This window comes from Nocardiopsis sp. iso_238, assembly GCF_056173325.1.
This window is the reverse complement of record NZ_CM149668.1, coordinates 5,667,592-5,688,350: the sequence shown is the minus strand read 5'-3', so window position 1 is coordinate 5,688,350 and position 20,759 is coordinate 5,667,592. Positions and strand designations below refer to the sequence as shown.

The window sequence follows — 20,759 nt, the reverse complement described above, 5'->3', positions numbered from 1 at the left end:
AGCGGGACAACTCGCCAGTAGTTCCGCCCGCAACCCTTGTCAGGACCCGTCCGCGCGGATTGACTCAGGGCCCGGGCCGGACACCCGCCGGGTCCAGCCGTCGCGACGAAGGGACACGCCGATGTCCGGGGCATGGAACGCGTGGTCATGGGAGACCGACCCCGACGCCCTGCGCCGGGACGTGGCCGTCGCGCACGAACGCTTCACCTGTTCCGGTCGGCTCAGCGGACGGGTCCGGCCGGTGGTGGGGGAGTCCTGGCGGCGCAGCGCCCTGCACGGGGTGGACCCCGACCGCAGCCTGCCCCGCCTCGAACTCACCGGCCCCGCCCTGCACGCCCACCGCGGCGCCCACCCGCTCGCCGCGGCCATGCCCCTGCTCCGGCGCCTCCTCCTGGACACCGCGCCCGGGCCGCAGATCGTGGCGGTCGGTGACGCCTCCGGCCGCCTGCTGTGGGTGGAGGGCGACCACCACCTGCGCGGCAGGGCCGAGGCCATGCACTTCGTCGAGGGCGCCGACTGGCGTGAGAGCTCGGTCGGCACCAACGCGCCCGGCGTGGCCCTCACCCTCGACCACGAGGTGCAGGTCTTCGCCAGCGAACACTTCAGCCGGGGCGTCCAGCGCTGGAGCTGTTCGGCGGCGCCGCTGCACGACCCCGACACGGGAGCGCTGATCGGCGTCCTCGACCTCACCGGAGCGGACCCCCTCGCCTCCCCGCAGGCCCTGGCCCTGGTCAGGGCGGCCGCCACGGCCGCCGAGATGGAGATCCGCGCGCAGCGGGCCAGCGGGTTGCTCCCGGCGCCCCGTGCGTCCGGAGACCCCGGTCAGGCCCGCCTGCGCGTCCTCGGCCGCGACCACGGACTGTTCGAGGCGGACGGCCAGACCGTCGAGCTCAGCACCCGCCACTCCGAGATCCTGCTGCTCCTCGCCCGCCACCCGCGCGGCCTGACCGGCGACGCCCTCGGTGCCCTGCTGCACGAACGGGACGCCGCCCCGGTCACCGTCCGGGCGGAGATGTCCCGGCTGCGCCGCCTGCTGGGATCGGGGCTGCTGGCCTCACGTCCCTACCGGCTGTGCCGCCCGCTCACCACCGACCTCGACGAGGTCCGCCGCCACCTGGCCGAGGGCGCCTGCCGCCGGGCCGTCCACCTCTACGAGGGGCCGGTGCTGCCCCGGTCCGAGGCGCCCGGGGTGGCGGAGGCCCGGGAGGAGCTCCAGGCCGAGGTGTGCGAGGTGCTTGCCACCGGGGCCGACCCCCAGGCGCTCCTGACCTGGTCGGAGCGGCCCGAGGGGCGTGAGGACCCCCGTGTCCTGACGGCGGCCCTGCGTGCCGTGGACCCCCACTCGCCCCGCCACGCGGCGCTGCGGGGGCGGCTTCGCAGGCTCGGCGCCTGACCGCGCAACGTGGTCGCAACCTGCCGGTCACTAGCGTCACTGCTCCCGGGCGCCCGGCGCCCGCGCAGCGACACGAGGAGGCAGAGCGCCATGGTGATCTACGCACCCCCCGGCGAGTCCGGCGGCGTCGTCGAGTACGCGCCCCGCTACGAGAACTGGATCGGCGGTGAGTGGGTCCGGCCGGTCCGGGGCCGCTACTTCGAGAACCCCAGCCCGGTCACCGGCCGCACCTTCACCGAGGTCGCCCGTAGCGGGGCCGAGGACGTCGAACTCGCCCTCGACGCCGCCCACGGGGCCGCGCCCGCCTGGGGCCGCACCCCGGCGGGCGAACGGGCGTTGGTCCTCAACCGGATCGCGGACCGGATGGAGGAGAACCTGGAGCGGCTCGCGGTGGCCGAGAGCTGGGAGAACGGCAAACCGGTCCGCGAGTGCCTGGCCGCCGACATCCCCCTCGCCATCGACCACTTCCGGTACTTCGCCGGGGCCATCCGCGCGCAGGAGGGCCACAGCTCCCAGATCGACTCGGACACCGTCGCCTACCACTTCCAGGAGCCGCTGGGCGTGGTCGCCCAGATCATCCCGTGGAACTTCCCGATCCTCATGGCGGTCTGGAAGCTCGCACCGGCCCTGGCGGCGGGCAACGCCGTGGTCCTCAAGCCCGCCGAGCAGACCCCGGCGTCCGTCCTCGTGCTCGTCGACCTGATCGCGGACCTCCTCCCGCCCGGGGTGGTCAACATCGTCAACGGGTTCGGGGTCGAGGCGGGCAAGCCGCTGGCCGCCAACCACCGGGTCCGCAAGGTCGCCTTCACCGGTGAGACCACCACAGGCCGCCTGATCATGCAGTACGCCTCCGAGAACCTCATCCCGGTCACCCTGGAGCTGGGCGGCAAGAGCCCGAACGTCTTCTTCGCCGACGTGGCCGCCGAACGCGACGCCTTCTACGACAAGGCGCTGGAGGGCTTCACCATGTTCGCCCTCAACCAGGGGGAGGTGTGCACCTGCCCGTCGCGTGCCCTGGTGCAGGGTTCCGTCTACGACGGCTTCATGGCCGACGCCCTGGAGCGGGTCGGCCGGATCCGGCAGGGCAACCCCCTGGACACCGAGACCATGCTCGGAGCCCAGGCCAGCAACGACCAGCTGGAGAAGATCCTGTCGTACGTCGACATCGGTCGGCGGGAGGGCGCGCGCGTGCTCGCCGGAGGCGGCCGGGCCGAGATGGAGGGCGACCTCGCGGGCGGCTACTACGTCAGCCCGACGGTGTTCGAGGGCCAGAACAGCATGCGGATCTTCCAGGAGGAGATCTTCGGCCCCGTGGTGGCGGTGACGCGCTTCGACGACTACGCCGACGCCGTCAAGACGGCCAACGACACCCTGTACGGGCTCGGCGCGGGCGTGTGGTCCCGGGACGGCAACACCGCCTACCGGGCCGGCCGGGACATCCAGGCCGGGCGCGTGTGGGTGAACAACTACCACGCCTACCCCGCGCACGCCGCGTTCGGCGGGTACAAGCAGTCCGGGATCGGCCGCGAGAACCACAAGATGATGCTCGACCACTACCAGCAGACCAAGAACCTGCTGGTCAGCTACTCGGAGCAGGCTCAGGGGTTCTTCTGATGGGCGACTGTCCGGAGGCGGCGGGTGTCGAGCGGGTCGCCGTCACCGAGGGCGCGGCCGCCCTGCTCCGGGAGCTCGCCGCCGACCACGGGCCGCTGATGTTCCACCAGTCCGGCGGCTGCTGCGACGGCAGCTCCCCGATGTGCTATCCGGTGGGGGAGTTCCGGACCGGCGCCTCCGACGTGCGCCTGGGCGACCTCGACGCCGGACTGCCGGACCCCGTGCCGGTGTGGATGTCGCGGGCCCAGTTCGAGCTGTGGAGCCACACGCACCTGACCATCGACGTCGTCCCCGGCCGCGGCTCCGGCTTCTCCCTGGAGGCGCCGACCGGCCACCGGTTCCTGATCAGGTCGCGTCTGATGACCGACGGTGAGGCGGAGCCCCCGGAGTGAGGCCGGGCCCCCGCCACGGGAACGGCCGGGGCCGGAGGAACACCGTTCCCCCGGCCCCGGCCGCGCTCTCGTCTCCCCGCTACGAGGTGCTTCCGCCGCTCCTCCGCGCCTCCTCGGCCCGGCGCTTGGCGTCCAGGCGGTCGGCCAGTTCGTCGGTGACCACGAGGTCCTCGCGGATGCGGCCGGTGCGGTACCCCACGCGGGCGGCGATGTGACCGGCGACCGGGACGGTGACCACCTGGAAGAGGCCCACCAGGATGAGCGTGCCGACGCTGAAGGTGCCGGTCTCCTCCTGCGGGACCAGGCGCAGGGCGATCCCCACCAGCACCAGCAGCAGGCCCAGGACCTGCGGCTTGGCGGCGGCGTGCATGCGGGAGAGCAGGTCGGGGAACCGGATCAGACCCACGGCCGCGACCAGGGACAGCATGGCCCCGGCCAGGATGCACAGGATCGCGATCCAGTCCAGGACGTTGACGAGCTGGTCACTCACCGTTCTCCCCTTCCCCCTTGGTGCCCGGGTGGATGGTGTCCTCCGGGCGGACGTGCTCCTCGGGGCGCCGGGCCACGAACTTGGAGATGCTGATCGACCCGACGAAGCCCAGCAGCGACAGCACCAGCAGGATCGGCAGGATCGTGGGGTCCCGGAAGAACGCCGCGTAGGCGCCCAGCCCGGTCAGGGCCGAGGCCAGCAGGACGTCCACGGACAGCGCCCGGTCGAGGATGCTCGGCCCCAGCAGGAGCCGGGCGGTGCACAGCAGCGCGGCCACCCCGAGCAGGACGGCGACGATGACCCACAGCGCGCTCACGTGTTCCCCTTCCCGGCGGCCAGGGCGGCCTCCAGATCGGCGATGTTCTCCCGGGTGCCGAGCGCCCGCACGATGCGCTCCTCCAGGTCGAGGATGTCCGCCTTGGCCTTCTCCGCCTCGGCCTCGCTCTCCGCGCCCAGCACGTGCACGTACAGGACGTGCTCCGGCTGCGCGACCTCGACGATCACACTGCCGGGGATCACCGACACGGTGATGGAGGTGCACACCAGCATCAGGTCGGAGTCGGTGCGCAGGCGCACGGACACCACCGAGCTCCGCACCGGCGGGCCCGGGCGGAACACCTGGGTCGTCACCTGGAAGCTGGCGACGACCATCTTCCCCAGGACGTAGAAGAACATCCGCACGCCCTGCACCGGCCAGAACCGGAACCCCGGCACGATCGGCGGCAGCGGGAAGACGAGCATGACCGCCACGGACACCACGAAGCCGAGGAGCGCGATCCCCAACGACTCCGTGCGGAGCTGGAAGCCGTCGAAGAGCAGCATCCAGACCACGGTCATCCCGAGGGCGACCGGGACCTGCACCTTTCCCAGGCGGTGCCGGATCGCCCGGGCGCCCTGCTTCTTCCTGGTCTTCAGATCGTTCACTGTGAACCTCCGGCTCCGAGGACCGCCTCGATGTAGGGCGTCTGCGCGATCAGCTCGACCGCGGCCTCGGAGGAGTAGGCGATGAGCGGACCGGCGAACACGGTCATGGCCAGCCCGAACGCGACCAGCGCGATGGTGGCGCCGACCATGCTCTTGGGCAGGACCACCGAGGTCACCACGGGGGCGGTCGCGGTGGTGGTGTCACCGAGCCGGGACGACGGGCCGACCGCCTCGCCGGACGGGCCGAGCGCCGCCGTCGAGGTGTCGTCGGCCTCGGAGTCGTCCAGCACGGTGCCGGGCTCGGCCACCATGCCCTCGGCCGGGGTCCGCCAGAACGCGTAGTTCCAGACCCGGGCGATGACGTACAGGGTGAGCAGGCTCGTCAGGACCGACGCGCCGACCAGCGTGTAGGCCAGCGGGGTGCCCGACTCCACACCGGCCTGGATGAGGCCGATCTTGCCAAGGAAACCGGACAGCGGCGGGATGCCGCCCAGGTTCATCGCCGGGATGAAGAAGAGGATGGCGAGCATCGGCGCGATCTTGGCCAGGCCGCCGAGGTGGTCCAGGGAGGTGGACCCGCCCCTGCGCTCGATCAGCCCCGTCACCAGGAACAGCGTGGTCTGCACGGTGATGTGGTGCGCGATGTAGAACACCGCGCCCGCCATACCGAGCTCGCTGCCCAACGCCACACCGAACACCATGTACCCGATGTGGCTGATCAGGGTGAACGAGAGCAGACGCTTGATGTCCGTCTGCGCCACGGCGCCCAGGATGCCCATGATCATCGTGGCCAGCGCCACCCACATGAGCATCTCGTTGAGCTGTGTGCCGTGGAACATCAGGGTCTCCGCCCGGATGATCGCGTACACGCCGACCTTGGTCAGCAGGCCCGCGAACACGGCCGTGACCGGTGCTGGCGCGGTCGGGTAGGAGTCGGGCAGCCAGGCCGCCAGCGGGAACACCGCCGCCTTGATGCCGAAGGCCATCACGAGGATGACCTCCAGGACCAGGGCCAGTTCCGTGGAGATCTCCGGGATGCGCTCGCCCAGCTGGGCCATGTTCACCGTGCCGGTCGCGCCGAAGATCAGCGCGATGGCGATGAGGAACAGCACCGAGGAGACCAGCGAGACCACCACGTAGATGGCGCCCGCCCGCATCCGCGACTGCGTGCCGCCGAGGGTCAGGAGCACGTAGCTGGCGGTCAGCAGGATCTCGAAGCCGACGTACAGGTTGAAGAGGTCACCGGCGAGGAAGGCGTTGGAGACACCGGCCACCAGGATCAGGTAGGTCGGCTGGTACACCGACAGCGGCGCCACCTCGGCCTTGCCCGCCATCCCCTGGCCGATGGAGTAGACGAGGACGGCGAGCGTGATCGCCGCCGACACCGTCACCATCAGCGCGGACAGCCGGTCGGCCACCAGCGTGATGCCGATCGGCGTCTCCCAGCCGCCCACCTGGACGGCCTGCGGGCCGAACATGTCGGCGCCCACCATCAGCGCGGCGCCGATCGCCAGCACCAGCGCCAGGGTGATGACGCTCAGCCACTGCTGAACCCGGGGCCAGCGGATACCGAGGGCCAGCTTGACCCCGGCCGCGAAGAGCGGCAGTACCACCGGCAGGGGAATGAGGTAGTGGAGGATTCCGGCGAAGTAGTCCCATCCCATGGTCAGTCGTTCCCTTGCAGATCGCTGTCCTCCGCGCGAGCCAGGCGTTCCCGCTCGGCGCGCATGGTCTGGCTGGCCTGGCGCCGCTGCGAACGGATGCGGCGGCGCAGTTCACGCCACAGCTCGCGTTCGGCGGCGCGGTCGGCGCGCCGGTGCTCACGCAGGCGCTTGCGGCCCAGCCGGATACGACCGCGCAGCTCCGTGACCTGGTTGACCATGCTCTGCTGACGGTCGGTCAGGCGGCGCACGGTCTCCTCGGAGCGTTCGTCGCCCTGGCCGTCCTCGGCCTCGACCTCGAACCGGGCCAGCTCGGCCTGGGCCGCCGCGATCTCCGCCTTGATGCGGGCCTGTTCGGCCAGCTCCTGGGCGTCGGCCGCGGCGATGGTCGCCTGGAGTTCGGCGCGCTGGCGGCGGATGTCCGCCCGCAGCCGTCGGCGCTCCTGGAGGAAGCGCTGCCGCACGGCGCGGCGGCCCTCGCCCTGCACGATCCGGAGGTCCTCGGCGTCGTCCTGGACCTCGTCGTTGCCCTCCAGCTGCCAGCTCCGGTAGGCCAGCGCCAGCAGGAACGCCGTGATGCCGAGGGTGATGACGATCGCGGTCAGGATCATCGCCTGGGGCAGCGGATCGGTCATCTCGTCGTTGGTCGGCGTGAACCACAGGACCGGCGGGCCGCCGGCCTGCCCGGCCATGGCCAGGATCATCAGGTTGACGCCGTTGCTCATCACGATGAAGCCCAGCAGCACACGGGTGAGGCTGCGCTCCAGCAGGAGCACGACACCGACCGCGACGAGGACGCCGATGACGATGACGAGGGTCAGACTGGGTGACTCGCTCACGAGGTGACCTCCTCTGCACGGGCGGCGGCTCCGGGCGCGGAACCCTCCTCGGCGTGTGCGGCGTCCCGTTCGATCTGTTCGTCGATACGGGCTCCGAGGCTGCGCAGGATGTCCAGGATCAGGCCGATCACCAGCAGGTACACGCCGATGTCGAAGAACAGCGAGACCGTGATGTGCGGGCTGCCCAGGATGCCGAGGTTGACGTACCAGTCGTTCCCGGCGAGCACGTCGCCGCCGAAGATCGCGCCGCCGATCGCCACACCGGTGGCGAGGGCCAGCCCGGCGCCGATCAGGGCGCCCGGCTGCACCCACGCGGTGGCGTACAGCTCGAACCTTCCGCCCGCGAGGTAGCGGACGATGAACGCCAGGCCCGCCACGATGCCGCCGGCGAAACCGCCGCCGATGTCGGTGTGGCCGGTGAGCATCAGGTACAGCGAGATGATCATGATCACCGGGAAGAGGAAGCGCGAGACCACCTCGAAGATCAGTGACCGGCGTTCGGTCGGCAGGCTGTCGGCGCCCGGCAGCCAGGTGCGGTTCCACTGCGGCTTCACGTGCATGTTCTGCGGTGCGACCCGGAGGTCGCCCAGGTCCACGCGCCCGTGCCCGTTGGTGGGCTCGGGGGGCTGGGTGACGGACAGGGCCATCACGCCGCCCGGGGCCTTGCGGGGCTGGGCCCGGCGCCGGACGAACATCAGGCTGGCGACACCGGCGGCCGCGGCGGCGAGCACCGAGATCTCACCCATGGTGTCCCAGGCACGGACGTCCACCAGCAGCACCGAGATGATGTTGTAGCCGCCCGCCTCCTTCGCCGCGGCGGGGTAGCCCTCGGAGATCGAGGGCTCCAGCCGTCCGGCCAGCGCGAACCAGGTCATGGTGGCCACCATGAGGCCCGTCGCCAGGCCGATGATCATGTTCCAGATCCGGCGGCCCTTGAGGGCCGGTGCCGAGAAGTGGGACGGGAAGCGGCGCAGCACCAGGACGAAGACCACCAGGCTGACGGTCTCGACCAGGAACTGGGTGAGCGCGATGTCCGGCGCGCCCTGGAGGAAGTACAGCGCGGCCACGCCGTACCCGCCGATCCCCACGAGGATCACCGCGAACAGGCGGCGCCGCACGAACAGGATGAGCAGGCAGGTGATGACGATGATCAGGGCCGGGATGATCTGGACCGGGGTGTCCCAGAGCCGGAGCTCCGGCTGGGGGCCGTCCCAGATCCTGCCGGTGATCATCGGGATCCCGGCCGCCACGACCAGGACGATCAGGATGGTGCCGAGGTAGACCGGGAGCGAACCGCGCTGGGTGCTGCCGGTGACCTGGAGGGCCAGGTTCTCCAGCCCGGCGAGCATCCGCCGGTAGTTGCGCTCGGGGTTGACGAAGGCCAGACGGGTGCCCAGCCACACCACCCGGTTACGGAAGGAGAAGAGGACCAGACCGCCGACCACGCAGATGGCGGACATCAGGAGCGGAAGCTCCCAGCCGTGCCACAGGGCCAGGTAGGTCTGGTAGGTCTCGTGCTCCCCCTGCGGGACCGTGTCGGCGTAGACCGCGAAGAGGGGGTCGGTCCAGTAGGAGAGGAGGCCGCCGAACAGGCTCAGCGCCGCCAGGACCACGGCCGGGGCGAGGAAGAGCGCGCCGGGGGCGTGGACCGGGGTGGGCTGGACGCCCTCCTTGTCGAAGAAGGAGCCCCACAGGAAGCGGAGGCTGTAGGCGACCGTGAGGGTCGAGCCCAGGACGAGCCCGGTCAGGACCACGGTGTCCAGGGTGCCGCCGTGGGTGTAGGCGCCGAAGGCCAGTTCCTTGGCCACGAAGCCCGCGGTGGGAGGCAGACCGGCCATGGAGGCCAGGGCCACGACCGAGACCCAGTAGGTGGTGGGCATGGAGCGGCGCAGGCCGGACAGTTCGCGCAGGTCTCGTGTGCCGGTGCTGTGGTCGATGATGCCGACCACGAGGAACAGCGGGGCCTTGAACAGCGAGTGCGCGACCAGCATCGCGATACCGGCGAGGGCCGCGGCGCGGGTCCCCGTGCCCAGCAGGGCGATGAGGAAGCCGAGCTGGCTGATGGTGCCGTAGGCCAGGACGAGCTTGAGGTCGTACTGGCGCAGCGCCTTCCAGCCGCCGAAGACCATGGTGGCCACGCCGAAGAACAGGGCCATGCCCTGCCAGACGGCGACGTCGCCGAAGGCCGGGGTGAGGCGGGCGACCAGGTAGACGCCGGCCTTGACCATCGCCGCGGCGTGCAGGTAGCCGGAGACCGGCGTGGGCGCCTGCATGGCGGCGGGCAGCCACAGGCTGAAGGGGAACAGCGCCGACTTGGACATGGCGCCGATCATGATCAGCACCAGGGCCGAGGTGACCACGGTGTCCGCGGGGGGCGGGTCCGCGACGATCTCGGAGATCACGTAGGTCCCGGCCGTCTCGCCGAGCATGATCATGCCGACGAGCATCGCCAGACCGCCGAAGGTGGTGACGGTCAGGGCCGTCATCGCCGCCCGGCGGCTCTCCTTCATCTCGGCGTTGTGGCCGACGAGGAGGTAGGAGAAGACCGTGGTCAGCTCCCAGTAGATGAAGAGCTGGATGAGGTCGTCGGCCAGCACGAGGCCGAGCATGGCCCCGGCGAAGGCGACGAACACACCGGCGAAGCGCCCGAGACCGGGTTCGGAGTCGTTGAAGTAACGCGCGCAGTAGATCAGGATCAGCGTGCCCACGCCCGCGGCGATGAGCGTCATGACCAGGCCGAGGGCGTCCATGTGGAGGCCGAGCCGGAGCGAGAACTGGGGTGCCCACGCGACGGACTCGGAGAGGCTCTCGCCGTTGAGCACGGCGGGGAGCTGGAAGAGGGCCCACACGGTGGCCAGACCCGGGACGATCGCGAGCGCGTAGAAGCCGTTACGGCCCCAGAGGCGCACCAGTAACGGTGCGACCGCAGCTGTGATGAAATGCGCGACCAGCACTGTTGTCAATGCGCCCCTCCCGGACCGGTCCGGGCCCACCCGGGTGTTCGGGCGGACGTCCACACCCCCGCAGCAGACAACTCCGCCACAACCGGATCGGTGGACGGGGTGTCGTTACCGTTTTGAGGGGGCATGGATTAACTTGAACTTGCGTGCGCTAGCTATTTAATAGCTAGACTACACAAACGTCAAACCTCCGCGCGGGTCGAGGACCCGCGTCACTGCCCAGCCTGCGAGGACCGTTTCGTGCCCGACGAGACCCCCGAGCCCTGTTCTGATCAGCAGGAATCACTCGAGCCCAACGCCGCCGAACTCGAGGAGTTCCAGCGTGTGTGGACCGAACTGATCAACGCCGCGCTCCATGCCCGCTCGCGGGGCGGACACGGGCATCGGGGTGCCGAAGAACTCACCCTGACACAGTCGTTGCTGATGGAAGCGGTGCGCGGCATGGACAACCCGAGTGTCGGTGCTGTTGCTCACATCGTCGGCGTGTCGTCCCCGTCGGCCACCCGGATGATCCAACAGCTCGAACGCAAGGGAATGATGGTCCGGCGCCGTTCGGAGCGTGACGAACGCAGCACCGTGGTGGCCATCACCGAGGAGGGCGAGCGGGTGCTGGCCGAACGGCGCAAGTACATGGAGCGCAAACAGCGCCAGGTCTTCGACGCGATAAGGCCCTCCCTGCGCCCGATGGTCCTCGACGTCCTGCGTGACCTGCGTGAGGCCATAGACGACACCTGAGTCGCCCCCGCTCTGCCCGTGGCAGATCTGCCCCGGGCCGAAAGTGTGGAGGTCAGAGCCCTCCCCGGCCCAGGCTGGGAGGACCGGCGGGAACGGACGAGTGTCCGTTCCCCGGACGCCGGACCGAGGAGGGCCCATGCCGATCCACCAACAACTCGTCGCGGAGCACGCGCCGACCGGGAGCTTCGACGACCAGCTCGCGGCGCGGCTGCTGGGCAACCGCGTCGTGCTCCTGGGAACGCAGGTCGACGAGGAGAGCGCCAACCGTGTCTGCGCCCAGCTGCTCCTGCTCGCGGACGAGGACCCGCACCGGGACATCACCCTGGCGATCAACAGCCCCGGGGGTGTGGTCTCCGCCGGGCTCGCCATCTACGACACGATGAACTTCGTCCCCAACGACGTGTCCACCCTCGTCATGGGGTTCGCCGCGAGCATGGGCCAGTTCCTCGCCTGCACCGGCGCCTCCGGCAAGCGGTACAGCCTGCCGCACGCGCGGATCATGATGCACCAGCCGTCCGGCGGTCTGGGCGGCACGGCGGCGGACATCGCCATCCAGGCGGAGAACCTCGCGCACACCAAGCGGACGATGATCGAGCTGATCGCGCGGCACAGCGGTCAGAGCGAGGAGACCATCACCGCCGACCAGCACCGGGACGCCTGGTTCACCGCCGAGGAGGCGCGCGACTACGGGTTCGTCGACCACGTGGTGGAGTCGATCGACCAGATGGAGGGCGTGATGCGCCTGGGTCGGGGCTCGACCGGCTTCGGAGCGCGGGGGGCCACCCGATGAGCGGGCGCTACACGGTACCGATGGTCGTCGAGCGGACCCCCAACGGAGAGCGTTCGTTCGACGTGTTCAGCAGGCTGCTGTCCGAGCGCATCGTCTTCCTGGGCACGCCGCTCGACGACGACGTGGCCAACGTGGTCATGGCGCAGATGCTCCACCTGGACTACGAGAGCCCTGACCTGGACATCCAGCTGTACATCAACTCACCGGGCGGCTCGAACACCGCGCTGACGGCCGTCTACGACACGATGAGCTTCGTCCGCGCGGACGTGGCCACGGTCTGCATGGGACAGGCCGCCTCCGCCGCGGCCGTGCTGCTCGCCGCCGGGGCCCCGGGCAAACGGGCGGCGCTGGAGCACGCCCGGGTCCTGCTGCACCAGCCGTCCACGGAGGGTCGGGGCGAGGCCGCCGACCTGGAGATCCAGGCCGCCGAGATCCTGCGGGTCCGGTCCCAGGTGGAGGAGATCCTGTCGCGGCACACCGGCCAGACCCAGGAGCGGCTGCGGGCCGACACCGACCGGGACAAGATCTTCACCGCGTGGCAGGCCCGGGAGTACGGCCTGGTGGACGAGGTCATCACCACCCGCGACCTGGCGCAGGTCGCCGCCTGAGTGAGCGCGGCCCCGGGTGCGCCCGGGGCCGTTCGCGGCTCGGACGCGGTGGTCAGGCCGCGAGCGACACCACGCCGGTCCGGCGGCCCGGCGCGGGCGTCTGGACGCGCACGCCCCCGAGCGTCGACCGGTTCCGGACGACCATGCCCGAACCCGTGCCGATGCTGTTGACGACGCGGGGCGACGCGGGCTGGGTGACGGCCCCGTACCGGGCGAGGAGGGTGCGCCGGTGGAGCTCACCGAGGACGTCGATGATGCTTAGGCCCAGTGAGCGGTAGATCGCGGCGAGGACCTCGGAGGAGGCCTCCTTGCGGCCGCGTTCGACCTCCGACAGGTAGGGCAGGGAGACCTGGGCGTCCTCGGCCACCTCGCGCAGGGTGCGGCCCTGCTCCACCCGGGTACGGCGCAGCAGGTCACCGATGAGGTCGCGCATCAGGGGCTCCGCGGGACGCGCCCGGGAGCGGTCGCCCTCGCGGGCCTCGTCCAGCGCGCGCAGGACGCCTTCGGACATCGGTGCCTCCCGTGTTGCCGTGTCCCGACCCTGCGAGCCTACGCCGCGCGAGCGCCGGAGCGGGAGGGGTCGCGGTGGCCTTCTGCGGACGGCAGAACCCCGGCGAAGCGGACTCCGCCCCGGGAGACGGGGGTCCCGGGCTCCCGGTTCCCGGTGCGGCTCCTCCGGCCGAATTCCGAGGTGACCGGGTTCCCCGTGCCAGAGAGGGTCCTTGGTCCCGATGGGCTTGGGCAGGCCGTTCTGATGCACGTGCGAAGGAATGTGATTTCGCCTTTTCCTCTTTCCTGTGCAGTCTCTCCGAGAATGGTATCGCTCTGGCGAAGCGATGCCTACGCCACCGTTCCCTCTCCTGGTCTCCTGTGTGTTTCTGCTGGTCAGGTGGCTCCTGTTGTAGATGTCCGAATCCATAATCCTGGAAATCCATAATTGCGGATGGCACTATGGTAGGGAGTTGGGTGGTGACAGGTTGGACATACAGCTTCTGGCCCAGAGTCCGCGGATACTGGTGGCGAACCGACCAGTGGAAACCGGAACCCCCAAGGAGAGCCTGATCCTCTCGATCCTGGCGGAATCCGCCGACCGGATCGTCTCCGCATCGACCCTGATCGAGTCCGTGTGGGGCCGGAACCCTCCCGAGACCGTGCGGGGAAGCCTGCACTCACACGTCAGCAGGGTGCGCCGCCGCCTGCGTGAGGCCGACGCGGACGCCACCATCGTCCAACGGGCCCACGGCTACCGGTTACGGACGGCCCGGGAGAACGTCGACTGGCACCGGGCGAGGGGGTGGGCCGAGCAGGCGGGGCGGTTGACCCGTCAGGGCCGTCGCGCCGAGGCCGTCGAACTCCTGGACCGGGGCCTGGCGCTGTGGCGGGGCGAACCCCTCGCCGGGCTCGACGGCGCCTGGGCCGAGGGCGCGCGCCACCGCATGGCGGCCGACCGGGCACGGCTCCTCGCCCAGTGGTCCGAGTGCCAGCTCGAACTCGGAGCGTTCGACGAGGTCCTGGCGCGCTTGGAGGACCATCCCCCCGAGGAGAGGTTCGTCTACCTCCGCATGCGGGCCCTGGCGGCCACGGGTCGTACCGCCGAGGCGATCAGCGAGTACAACGAGCTGCGCGACCGTCGCAGGCGTGAGGAGGGCGTGGAGCCCAACCGGGCGACCAGCGCCCTCTTCCAACAGTTGGTCGAGGGCGGGGAGGGCACCTCCTCCGCGCCCCCCGGAGGCGGGCGACCGTTCCGGCGGAACGACCGGCCGGAGGTTCGGGACACCCTGCGTGCGGCCGCCCCGCTCTTCGTGGGCCGTGGCGAGGAGACGGACCTCCTGGTGGGGCGCGCCAGGGCGGCGGGGAGTTCGACGGTCGTGCAGGTGATCTCGGGCATGGGCGGGGTCGGGAAGACCTCCCTCGCCGCGCACGTGGCCCATCTGCTCAGGGACGAGTTCGACGTCCGGCTCCAGATCGAACTGCGCGGTGTCACCTCGCAGCAGGCGCTGTTCAGCCTCTTGCTGATGACGGGGGTCCCGGGTGAGCGCATCCCCCGTGAGCCGGAGGCGCGCCTGGCCCTGTGGCACGAGCGGCTGATGGGCCGACGCGTCCTGTTGCTCCTGGACGACGCCAAGGGAGGGCAGGTGGGGCCCCTGATCCCCGGGACACCCCACAGCGTCGTGCTGGTGACGAGCAGGCAGATCCTGCTGGACGTGGAGGGGGCCCAGCGGATCAGGCTGGAATCGCTCGGCCAGGAGGAGGCGGTGCGGATGTTCTCGGCCTTCACCGGTCTCGCCCCGGAGACCGAGGGCATGGACCGGGCGGTGCGGCAGATGTGGAACCTTCCCCTCGCCCTGCGCGTGGGGTCGGGATACCTCCAGAGTCATCCCTCGTGGACTCCGGCGTACCTGGCGGACCAGATCGCCGACAGCGCTCGGGGCGTGACGAGGACCCTGATGCGCGGGGTGTCGACCGTGTTCGCCCTGTCCTACGACGAACTCAGTCCTCGGGCCCAGCGCACCTTCCTGTGCCTCGGACTGCACCCCACGGCCCTGGTCTCCGACTACGCGGCGGCGGCCGCCGTCGGAGACTGGGACGAGATGGAGTCCGCCATCGAGGAACTGTTGGACCACCACCTCGTGGAGGAGGTCGCCCCCGGGCGCTTCCGGATGCATGACTCACTGCGGGACTTCGCCGCGCTGCGGTCCCGGATGGTGACGTCCGAAGGGGAGCGCCGGGCGATCGACGGCCGGATCCTCGACCACTACCTGGCCGCCCTGGACCACGCCGACCGGGTGGTCCAACCGGGTCGCTACCGGCTGTGGGACCTGCCGCCGTTCAGCTCGGCGCTGCCCCGGTTCCCGGGACCGAAGGAGGCCCACGCCTGGTTCACCGAGGTCTTTCCCACCATCGAGGCCGCTCTGGCCCACGCGCGACGCCACGGGTTCGTCGAGCACGCCGCCCGGATCCCTCTGGCGATGGCGGGGCTCCTGGGCAACGCGGGCCCCTGGGACCGTGCGGAGAGGTTCCTTGAGGACGCGGTGGGGGCGTGGCGTGAACTCGACTCGGCGACCGGTCTGGCGCACGCCCTCTACGAACTCGGGTGTGTGCGGGCCAACCTCGCGGATCCGGAGGCCGCGGACGGCCTGGAGACGGCCATCGCCTTCTGGACCCGGGAGGGGAACGACCTCGGGGTGGCCCATGCCCGGGTCCGGATGGGGACGTTGCGGGCCCGTGCGAGCGATGAGCCGGGGGCGATGGAGCACTACCGCTTCGCCCTGTCCGAGTTCCGGCGCCTCGGTGACCGGTTCGGGCAGGTACGCGTCCTCACCCATATGGGCGGTCTCCACAACGAGACGGGGGACTTCGAGGCGGCCGAGGCCTCCTTCGAGGAGGCCCTGCCCCTCTGCCGGTCGCTGGGCGACCGCCGGATGGAGGGCGCCGTCCTGATGGGCGTCGCCCGGACCGGTTTCGAACTGGGATACCACCGCAGGGCCCTGGAGTCCTGCCAACAGGCGCTGCGGATCTTCCAGGCACTGGGCGACCTCTACGGAGCCACGCAGGCGCGACTCAACCTGGGATCCATCGCCAACTACCTGTGTCGCTACCAGGAGGCGCTGGAGCACTTCCTGGCCGCCCGCGAGGGTTTCCGGGCGATGGGCGCCACGCCAGCCGAGCTCAACAACGAGAACGGCCTGGGCCTGGCCCTGCTGGAGCTGGGGCGGGTGGGCGAGGCGGAGGAGGTCCTGGCCAACGCGCTCCACCGGATCCGGACCTCGGGGATCGCGAGCCTCATCCCCCAGGTCCTGAACGTCCTGGGGGACGTTCACGTCGCCCAGGGACGCCTGTCGTCGGCGCGTATGAGGTACCAGGCGGCCCGGGAGGAGGCACGGGCGAACCTCTCGGTCCTGGACGAGGGACTGGCCTGGAACCGGCTGGGTGACCTGTGCCGTACGGAGGGGGACGAGGAGGCGGCCCTGACCAACTGGAGGCACGCGATACAGCTGCTCGAACCCCTGCGCACCCGCCATCTACCTCCCATAATGCTCAAGTTGGAAGCAAGCACCAGCTTCGGGATGCCGGGACACTGAAGCAAGATTTCTTCTTTACCCCTCAATTTCTCCACATCTTCTGCTTGGCGTCGGTAATCTACGGGCGTCCGTGACCGCAGTGTCCACTGCGGTCACTCTTGTTGCGGCCAGAACGTCTGCTGTCGCCTTCGCGAAGATGGGATTTTCATCCGTGTCCGTTGTGGTTGTCCTGTTCGATTGCGCCGTTCGCCTCGATGCCGATGACGTCAAGTGGGGTGACGTCACCTCCCGGGTGGCGGTCGGCAAGGCGGAGGCACTCGACTCCGGGCTCCTCGACAGACGGCCATAGGAATCCCGCAAGGTTCCGCAAGGGAGTCGAAAGCGGTCCTCCAGGATTGGATCAGACATTTCGCCCAGAGTTGGTTCTGGTCAGACAGTAAAGATCAGAAGGAGCGAAATGAGCAGATCCTGGATGCGGGGTGACACCGGCCCGGTCTTCCCGCTGACGGTGCGCCCCGAGAGGACCGTCCTCGCGGTCGTCCACAGCCAACAGTCCGGCGACCGCCTCAGCGAGTTCATGGGGACTCTGCTGGAGACCGACCGTCGGGTCCAGGTGGTCTGGACCCTCGCGCCCGGCTCACAGTTCGAGTCGAGCGGACGGGCGTTCCTGCACGGGTTGGACGCCGCGGTCCTGTCGTGGTCGGAGGCCACCTCCTTCGACTACGACCTGGCGGTCGCCGCCAACCACGGACTCCTGGAACAGGTCAGGGCGCCCGTGCTGGTGCTGCCGCACGGAACCGGCTTCTCCCGGCATCCGGCGCGCGGGAACGGCTACGGCCCGGCGGTCGCGCGGCCCGTGGGCGGTGCCGTCCCCGGTGCGCTCACCCGGTACGGGCGGCTGGTGCCCTCCGCCATCGGCGTGGCGCACGGTGCCCAGAGAGCGGCCCTCGTCTCCACCGTCCCGGAGACGGCGGAGATCATCCACGAGGTGGGTGACCCCTGCTACGACCGGGCCGTCGCCGCTCTCCCCGAACGGCGGTGGTTCCGGCGTGCGGCGGGGGTCGGGGAGGGCCAGAGGCTGGTGGTCGTGACCAGCACCTGGGGACCCGCCGGGGTCTGGGGTCGTCACCCCGACCTCGTGGACCGACTGGTGGACGAGATGCCGCGCGGGTACGCGGCCGCCGTGATCCTGCACCCGGGGATCTGGTGGGGTCACGGCCCCCGCCAGGTCCTGGGCTGGTCCTCCGCCGCCCGGCGTCGGGGACTGCGCGTCCTCGCCCCGGGGTCGCCCTGGCTCGGGCTCCTGGTCGCCGCCGACGCGGTGGTCGGTGACCCCGGCTCCGTCACCGCCTACGCGGCGGGACTGGGGGCCGCCCCACTCCTGGCCGGGGGTGTCGCGGACATGGCCTCCGGCTCGACTCCGGAGCTCCTCCACCGGTTGGCCCACCACTACAGGGAGGGGGAGCCGATCTGGCCGCAGGTCGAGGACGCCGTCGGGCGGTGGGGGAGCGAGAACGCCTCGGCGGTGCACACCCGGCTGACCTCCGCTCCCGGGCGGTCCGCGGAGCTCCTTCGCCGCGTCATGTACCGGATCATGGACCTGCCCGAGCCCGCGGAGCCCGCCCGCCTCCAGCCGTTGCGTCGCCCGGTGTTCGTCTCCGAACGTCCCGGGTCGCGGGGAACCGGTGAGGGGAGGGTCGCGTGAGGAGCACACGAGAGCGGGTGATCCGCTGCCAGGTGGGCCTGGTGCGGGACGCCGGAGGTCCGAAGCCGCTCGACGATCACCTGACGGTCATGCTGGCACCCGGTGTCCCCGCGCGTTGGCTGCACGTCGCCGACGTCGTCGACATCACGGACGCGGGCGGTGGGTGCGCCTTCGACGTCCTGGCCGCCCTGCCCGGCTCCCGGGCCGCCCTCGACCTTCGGCGGGGGGCGGCCGTGTACGTGCGCGGCTTCGCCGAACCGGTGCGACTCTCCGGACCCGTGATGGCGGGGGTGGTCGCCGCCCTCGCCTGCTCCTGGCCGGAGGCGTGGGGCGGGACCGGTGCGGTGGTCGCCGCGGCCAGGGACGGGGCGATCAGCGTGGTCGCGTGTACGGCGGCCGGTCCAACCTCGACCGCGTCCGTGCGGCTTCAGGGGAGGACAGCCCTGTATAGACGGGCAGCGCTTCTCTGAGCAGCTCGCCGGCCTCGTCGAACCGCCCCTCGGTCTCCGCGAGGTCAGCGAGCATGACCAGGGCACCGGCCCTCTCGGCCCGCGCCCCGACCTGATCGCTGAGTCGCAGGACCTCGACCAGGACCGCCCGGGCCCGATCCGGCTCGGCGGCGGCCATGTGTGTCCTGGCCAGCCCGGCCAGGACCCGGGTCCTGGCGTAGGGCTCCTCGGACTCGACGAAGAAGTCGAGGGCGCGCTCGAAGTAGTCGACGGCACCGACGTGGTCGTCGAGGTCCCGGCACACCTCACCGAGTCTTCGCAGCATCAGTGCGATCCCCCGGTTCCTGCCGAGCCTGGTGTGGATGGCGAGCGCGCTCTCGAAGTGGGGACGCGCCCTGGCGGGACGTCCCTGCGCGAGCTCGCACACTCCGCAGCCCTCCAACGACGAGGCCGTCCCCAAGGCGTGATCGGCGGCCCTCCACAGTTCCAGGGCCTGGATCTGGAGTTCTCCGGCCTCCGCGGGTTCGTGGACGTTGAGACGCTGGATCGCCAGCATGGAGAGCATCCTGGCCTGGGCCCCGGGGTCGGAGAGCAGGCGCGCGGAGGCCAGGCCGTGCCGACCGACCTCCCGCCACACGAGCAGGTGTTTTCTCAGGATGAAGAAGCTGAGCAGCGCCTCACACAGCTGCCAGCACGTGGAGTGCCTGCCCGTCGACTCACAGAAACGCACGGTCGCGCGGAGGACCTCCAGCTCGGACTCCAGCCAGTCCAGAGCCTCGGACCTCGAACCGAACTCGCGTTCCGGTGGCCCGTCGAAGACGGGTGCGAGGTGCCAACGGCCGGGGTTCAGGGCGCGGTCGGCCGCGGCGGCGGTGGTGAGGTAGTACTCCAGGACCCGGTCCAGGGCCGCGTCGGACGAGGCCCGTGGCTCCTCCGCCTCAGCCAGGGCGCGGGCGTGCAACCGGACCAGGTCGTGCTGGCGGAACCTCCCTCCCGGGGTCTCCTCCAGGAGATTGGCCGCGACCAGGTCGGTGAGCAGGTCCTCGGCTTCGGTGGGTGCGCGGTCGAGCAGCGCGGAGGCGGCCTCGGGGGTGACGTCCCGTCCGGGGAGGAGACCGAGCAGGCGGTACAGGCGTCGCGCGGGCTCGGGTAACAGGTGGTAGGAGGTGGTGAAGACGGTGTCCACTGACAGCTCCCGGTCGCGGTTGAGCCCGGCGAGGCGGTCCTCCTCGCTGCTCAACCTGGACACCAGCCGACTCAGGGGTTGGTGCGGCCGCAGCGCCAGGCTGCTCACGGCGGCCTTCAGGGCGAGCGGGAGGCGGCCGCACAGGGACACCAGGCGGCGGGCGGACACGGGTTCGGAGCGGGCCCGGTCGTCGCCCAGCATGCGGGACACCAGATCCACGGCCTCCGCCTCACCGAGCGGCCGGACGTCCAGCACGGTCGATCCGTCCAGTCCGAGGCCGGACAGGCGCAACCTGGTGGTCACGATGAGCAGGTGGGCACCCTGGCCCGGGGTGAGGGCGCGGACCTGTGCCGCGGACACGGCGTTGTCGAGCAGGACCGCGATCCGCTGTCCGTGGGTGTGGCTGCGAAAGGCCGCCGCGCGGGCGGAGAACTCGTGTGGGATCGAGGCGGGATCCGCGCCCAGGGCCCGTAGGAACACGTCCAGGACGTCGGAGGGGTCGGCCGGTCCCTCCTGGGTGAAACCGAGCAGGTCGGCGTAGAGGGCTCCGTCCGGGAAGGACGTCCCGACGTCGCCCAGGAAACGCGTGGCCAGGGCGGTCTTGCCCACTCCACCGGTCCCGGTCAGCACGACGGTCCGGCCGCTGCCGTCACGGGTGACGTCGTGGAGCAGGTCCTCCAGGTGCTGGAACTCGGGCTCCCGGTTGGTGAACAGCCGTGGCGGGACCGGGAGCTGTCGGGGTACGGGTGAGCGGGGACCGCCGTGCAGGGTCACCGGACCCCGGACGGTGCCGACCTGGACCACCGTGCCGCTCACGTGACGGGCGGACGACACCGTCCCCGGGGGGTGTTCCGTCTCTGGGCGCTCATCGTCAGGAGGGGGCATGAGGGGACCTCTCTCGACGTCGACAGAGGGAGTTCTGCCCCCTGGCGGTCCGTGTACACACGGATGGCAGTACGTGGCCGCCCAGAGTTCAAAGTGCACAATGCGG

16 protein-coding genes are annotated in these 20,759 nt (G+C 70.8%); 8 read left to right on the top strand and 8 right to left on the bottom strand.

The genetic code is table 11. The features are described from left to right. The first annotated feature begins 121 nt into the window (after positions 1 to 121). The 3 genes from AC0VYL_RS25650 to AC0VYL_RS25640 all read left to right on the top strand — a co-directional run bounded on the left by AC0VYL_RS25650 (position 122) and on the right by AC0VYL_RS25640 (position 3,399). Positions 122 to 1,393: a GAF domain-containing protein gene (locus AC0VYL_RS25650; RefSeq protein WP_475456696.1), complete on the top strand. Its 1,272-nt coding sequence runs from the start codon at positions 122 to 124 to the stop codon at positions 1,391 to 1,393. A gap of 90 nt (positions 1,394 to 1,483) precedes the next feature. Then, positions 1,484 to 3,007, top strand: coding sequence for an acetaldehyde dehydrogenase ExaC (gene exaC, locus AC0VYL_RS25645; protein ID WP_475481696.1), 1,524 nt, complete (start codon positions 1,484 to 1,486; stop codon positions 3,005 to 3,007). Next, positions 3,007 to 3,399 carry a DUF779 domain-containing protein gene (locus AC0VYL_RS25640; RefSeq protein ID WP_475481695.1) on the top strand — a complete coding sequence of 131 codons (393 nt, stop codon included), beginning with the start codon at positions 3,007 to 3,009 and terminating at the stop codon, positions 3,397 to 3,399. The genes exaC and AC0VYL_RS25640 overlap by 1 nt, the downstream gene beginning before the upstream one ends. 79 nt (positions 3,400 to 3,478) lie before the next feature. Here the strand turns inward: AC0VYL_RS25640 and mnhG are convergent, their stop codons facing one another. Genes mnhG through AC0VYL_RS25610 form a run of 6 tightly spaced genes read right to left on the bottom strand, consistent with a single transcriptional unit; the run spans position 3,479 to position 10,267 of the window. Then, on the bottom strand, positions 3,479 to 3,889 hold the full coding sequence (mnhG, locus tag AC0VYL_RS25635; RefSeq protein WP_475481694.1) for a monovalent cation/H(+) antiporter subunit G: 411 nt from the start codon (positions 3,887 to 3,889) through the stop codon (positions 3,479 to 3,481). Then, entirely contained in the window at positions 3,882 to 4,205 is a 324-nt protein-coding gene (locus AC0VYL_RS25630; RefSeq protein WP_475456688.1) for a monovalent cation/H+ antiporter complex subunit F, read from the bottom strand. The genes mnhG and AC0VYL_RS25630 overlap by 8 nt, the downstream gene beginning before the upstream one ends. Beyond that, the gene (locus tag AC0VYL_RS25625) at positions 4,202 to 4,813 is read right to left on the bottom strand and encodes a Na+/H+ antiporter subunit E (protein ID WP_475456686.1); all 612 of its coding nucleotides are present in this window, start codon (positions 4,811 to 4,813) and stop codon (positions 4,202 to 4,204) included. Before AC0VYL_RS25625 ends, AC0VYL_RS25630 begins: the two co-directional genes overlap by 4 nt. Then, positions 4,810 to 6,477 (bottom strand): Na+/H+ antiporter subunit D, encoded by a 1,668-nt coding sequence (locus AC0VYL_RS25620; protein WP_475456684.1) that lies wholly within the window; start codon positions 6,475 to 6,477, stop codon positions 4,810 to 4,812. Before AC0VYL_RS25620 ends, AC0VYL_RS25625 begins: the two co-directional genes overlap by 4 nt. A 2-nt stretch (positions 6,478 to 6,479) precedes the next feature. Further along, positions 6,480 to 7,313 (bottom strand): Na(+)/H(+) antiporter subunit C, encoded by an 834-nt coding sequence (locus AC0VYL_RS25615; RefSeq protein WP_017542826.1) that lies wholly within the window; start codon positions 7,311 to 7,313, stop codon positions 6,480 to 6,482. Next, a complete protein-coding gene (locus AC0VYL_RS25610; protein WP_475463259.1) occupies positions 7,310 to 10,267 on the bottom strand; it encodes a Na+/H+ antiporter subunit A in 2,958 nt (985 codons plus the stop codon). The genes AC0VYL_RS25615 and AC0VYL_RS25610 overlap by 4 nt, the downstream gene beginning before the upstream one ends. A 246-nt stretch (positions 10,268 to 10,513) precedes the next feature. Between AC0VYL_RS25610 and AC0VYL_RS25605 the strand changes: the two genes are divergently transcribed. From AC0VYL_RS25605 to AC0VYL_RS25595, 3 genes are all read left to right on the top strand, one after another. Then, positions 10,514 to 11,008, top strand: coding sequence for a MarR family winged helix-turn-helix transcriptional regulator (locus AC0VYL_RS25605; RefSeq protein ID WP_475456682.1), 495 nt, complete (start codon positions 10,514 to 10,516; stop codon positions 11,006 to 11,008). 136 nt (positions 11,009 to 11,144) lie between these two features. Then, positions 11,145 to 11,798: a ClpP family protease gene (locus AC0VYL_RS25600; RefSeq protein WP_475456680.1), complete on the top strand. Its 654-nt coding sequence runs from the start codon at positions 11,145 to 11,147 to the stop codon at positions 11,796 to 11,798. Next, positions 11,795 to 12,406 (top strand): ATP-dependent Clp protease proteolytic subunit, encoded by a 612-nt coding sequence (locus AC0VYL_RS25595; protein WP_475456678.1) that lies wholly within the window; start codon positions 11,795 to 11,797, stop codon positions 12,404 to 12,406. Before AC0VYL_RS25600 ends, AC0VYL_RS25595 begins: the two co-directional genes overlap by 4 nt. Before the next feature lie 52 nt (positions 12,407 to 12,458). Here the strand turns inward: AC0VYL_RS25595 and AC0VYL_RS25590 are convergent, their stop codons facing one another. Then, positions 12,459 to 12,917: a helix-turn-helix domain-containing protein gene (locus AC0VYL_RS25590; protein ID WP_475481693.1), complete on the bottom strand. Its 459-nt coding sequence runs from the start codon at positions 12,915 to 12,917 to the stop codon at positions 12,459 to 12,461. A 520-nt stretch (positions 12,918 to 13,437) separates the two neighbouring features. On the opposite strand from AC0VYL_RS25590, the gene AC0VYL_RS25585 reads away from it, so the two are divergent. Together AC0VYL_RS25585 and AC0VYL_RS25580 are read left to right on the top strand one after the other, a co-directional pair. Continuing rightward, positions 13,438 to 16,488, top strand: a complete 3,051-nt coding sequence (locus AC0VYL_RS25585) for an AfsR/SARP family transcriptional regulator (protein ID WP_475481692.1) — start codon at positions 13,438 to 13,440, stop codon at positions 16,486 to 16,488. Between the two features lie 397 nt (positions 16,489 to 16,885). Further along, positions 16,886 to 18,133 (top strand): hypothetical protein, encoded by a 1,248-nt coding sequence (locus AC0VYL_RS25580; protein ID WP_475481691.1) that lies wholly within the window; start codon positions 16,886 to 16,888, stop codon positions 18,131 to 18,133. A gap of 372 nt (positions 18,134 to 18,505) precedes the next feature. On the opposite strand, the gene AC0VYL_RS25575 is transcribed toward AC0VYL_RS25580, so the two are convergent. Next, on the bottom strand, positions 18,506 to 20,584 hold the full coding sequence (locus AC0VYL_RS25575; protein WP_475481690.1) for a tetratricopeptide repeat protein: 2,079 nt from the start codon (positions 20,582 to 20,584) through the stop codon (positions 18,506 to 18,508). Between the last annotated feature and the right edge of the window lie 175 nt (positions 20,585 to 20,759).

Excerpts from the sequence above, each read along its gene's own strand:
- AC0VYL_RS25650 (WP_475456696.1), top strand. The coding sequence starts at position 122 with ATGTCCGGGGCATGGAACGCGTGGTCATGGGAGACCGACCCCGACGCC.
- exaC (WP_475481696.1), top strand. The coding sequence starts at position 1,484 with ATGGTGATCTACGCACCCCCCGGCGAGTCCGGCGGCGTCGTCGAGTAC.
- AC0VYL_RS25640 (WP_475481695.1), top strand. The coding sequence starts at position 3,007 with ATGGGCGACTGTCCGGAGGCGGCGGGTGTCGAGCGGGTCGCCGTCACC.
- AC0VYL_RS25620 (WP_475456684.1), bottom strand. The coding sequence starts at position 6,477 with ATGGGATGGGACTACTTCGCCGGAATCCTCCACTACCTCATTCCCCTG.
- AC0VYL_RS25600 (WP_475456680.1), top strand. The coding sequence starts at position 11,145 with ATGCCGATCCACCAACAACTCGTCGCGGAGCACGCGCCGACCGGGAGC.
- AC0VYL_RS25595 (WP_475456678.1), top strand. The coding sequence starts at position 11,795 with ATGAGCGGGCGCTACACGGTACCGATGGTCGTCGAGCGGACCCCCAAC.
- AC0VYL_RS25590 (WP_475481693.1), bottom strand. The coding sequence starts at position 12,917 with ATGTCCGAAGGCGTCCTGCGCGCGCTGGACGAGGCCCGCGAGGGCGAC.
- AC0VYL_RS25580 (WP_475481691.1), top strand. The coding sequence starts at position 16,886 with ATGAGCAGATCCTGGATGCGGGGTGACACCGGCCCGGTCTTCCCGCTG.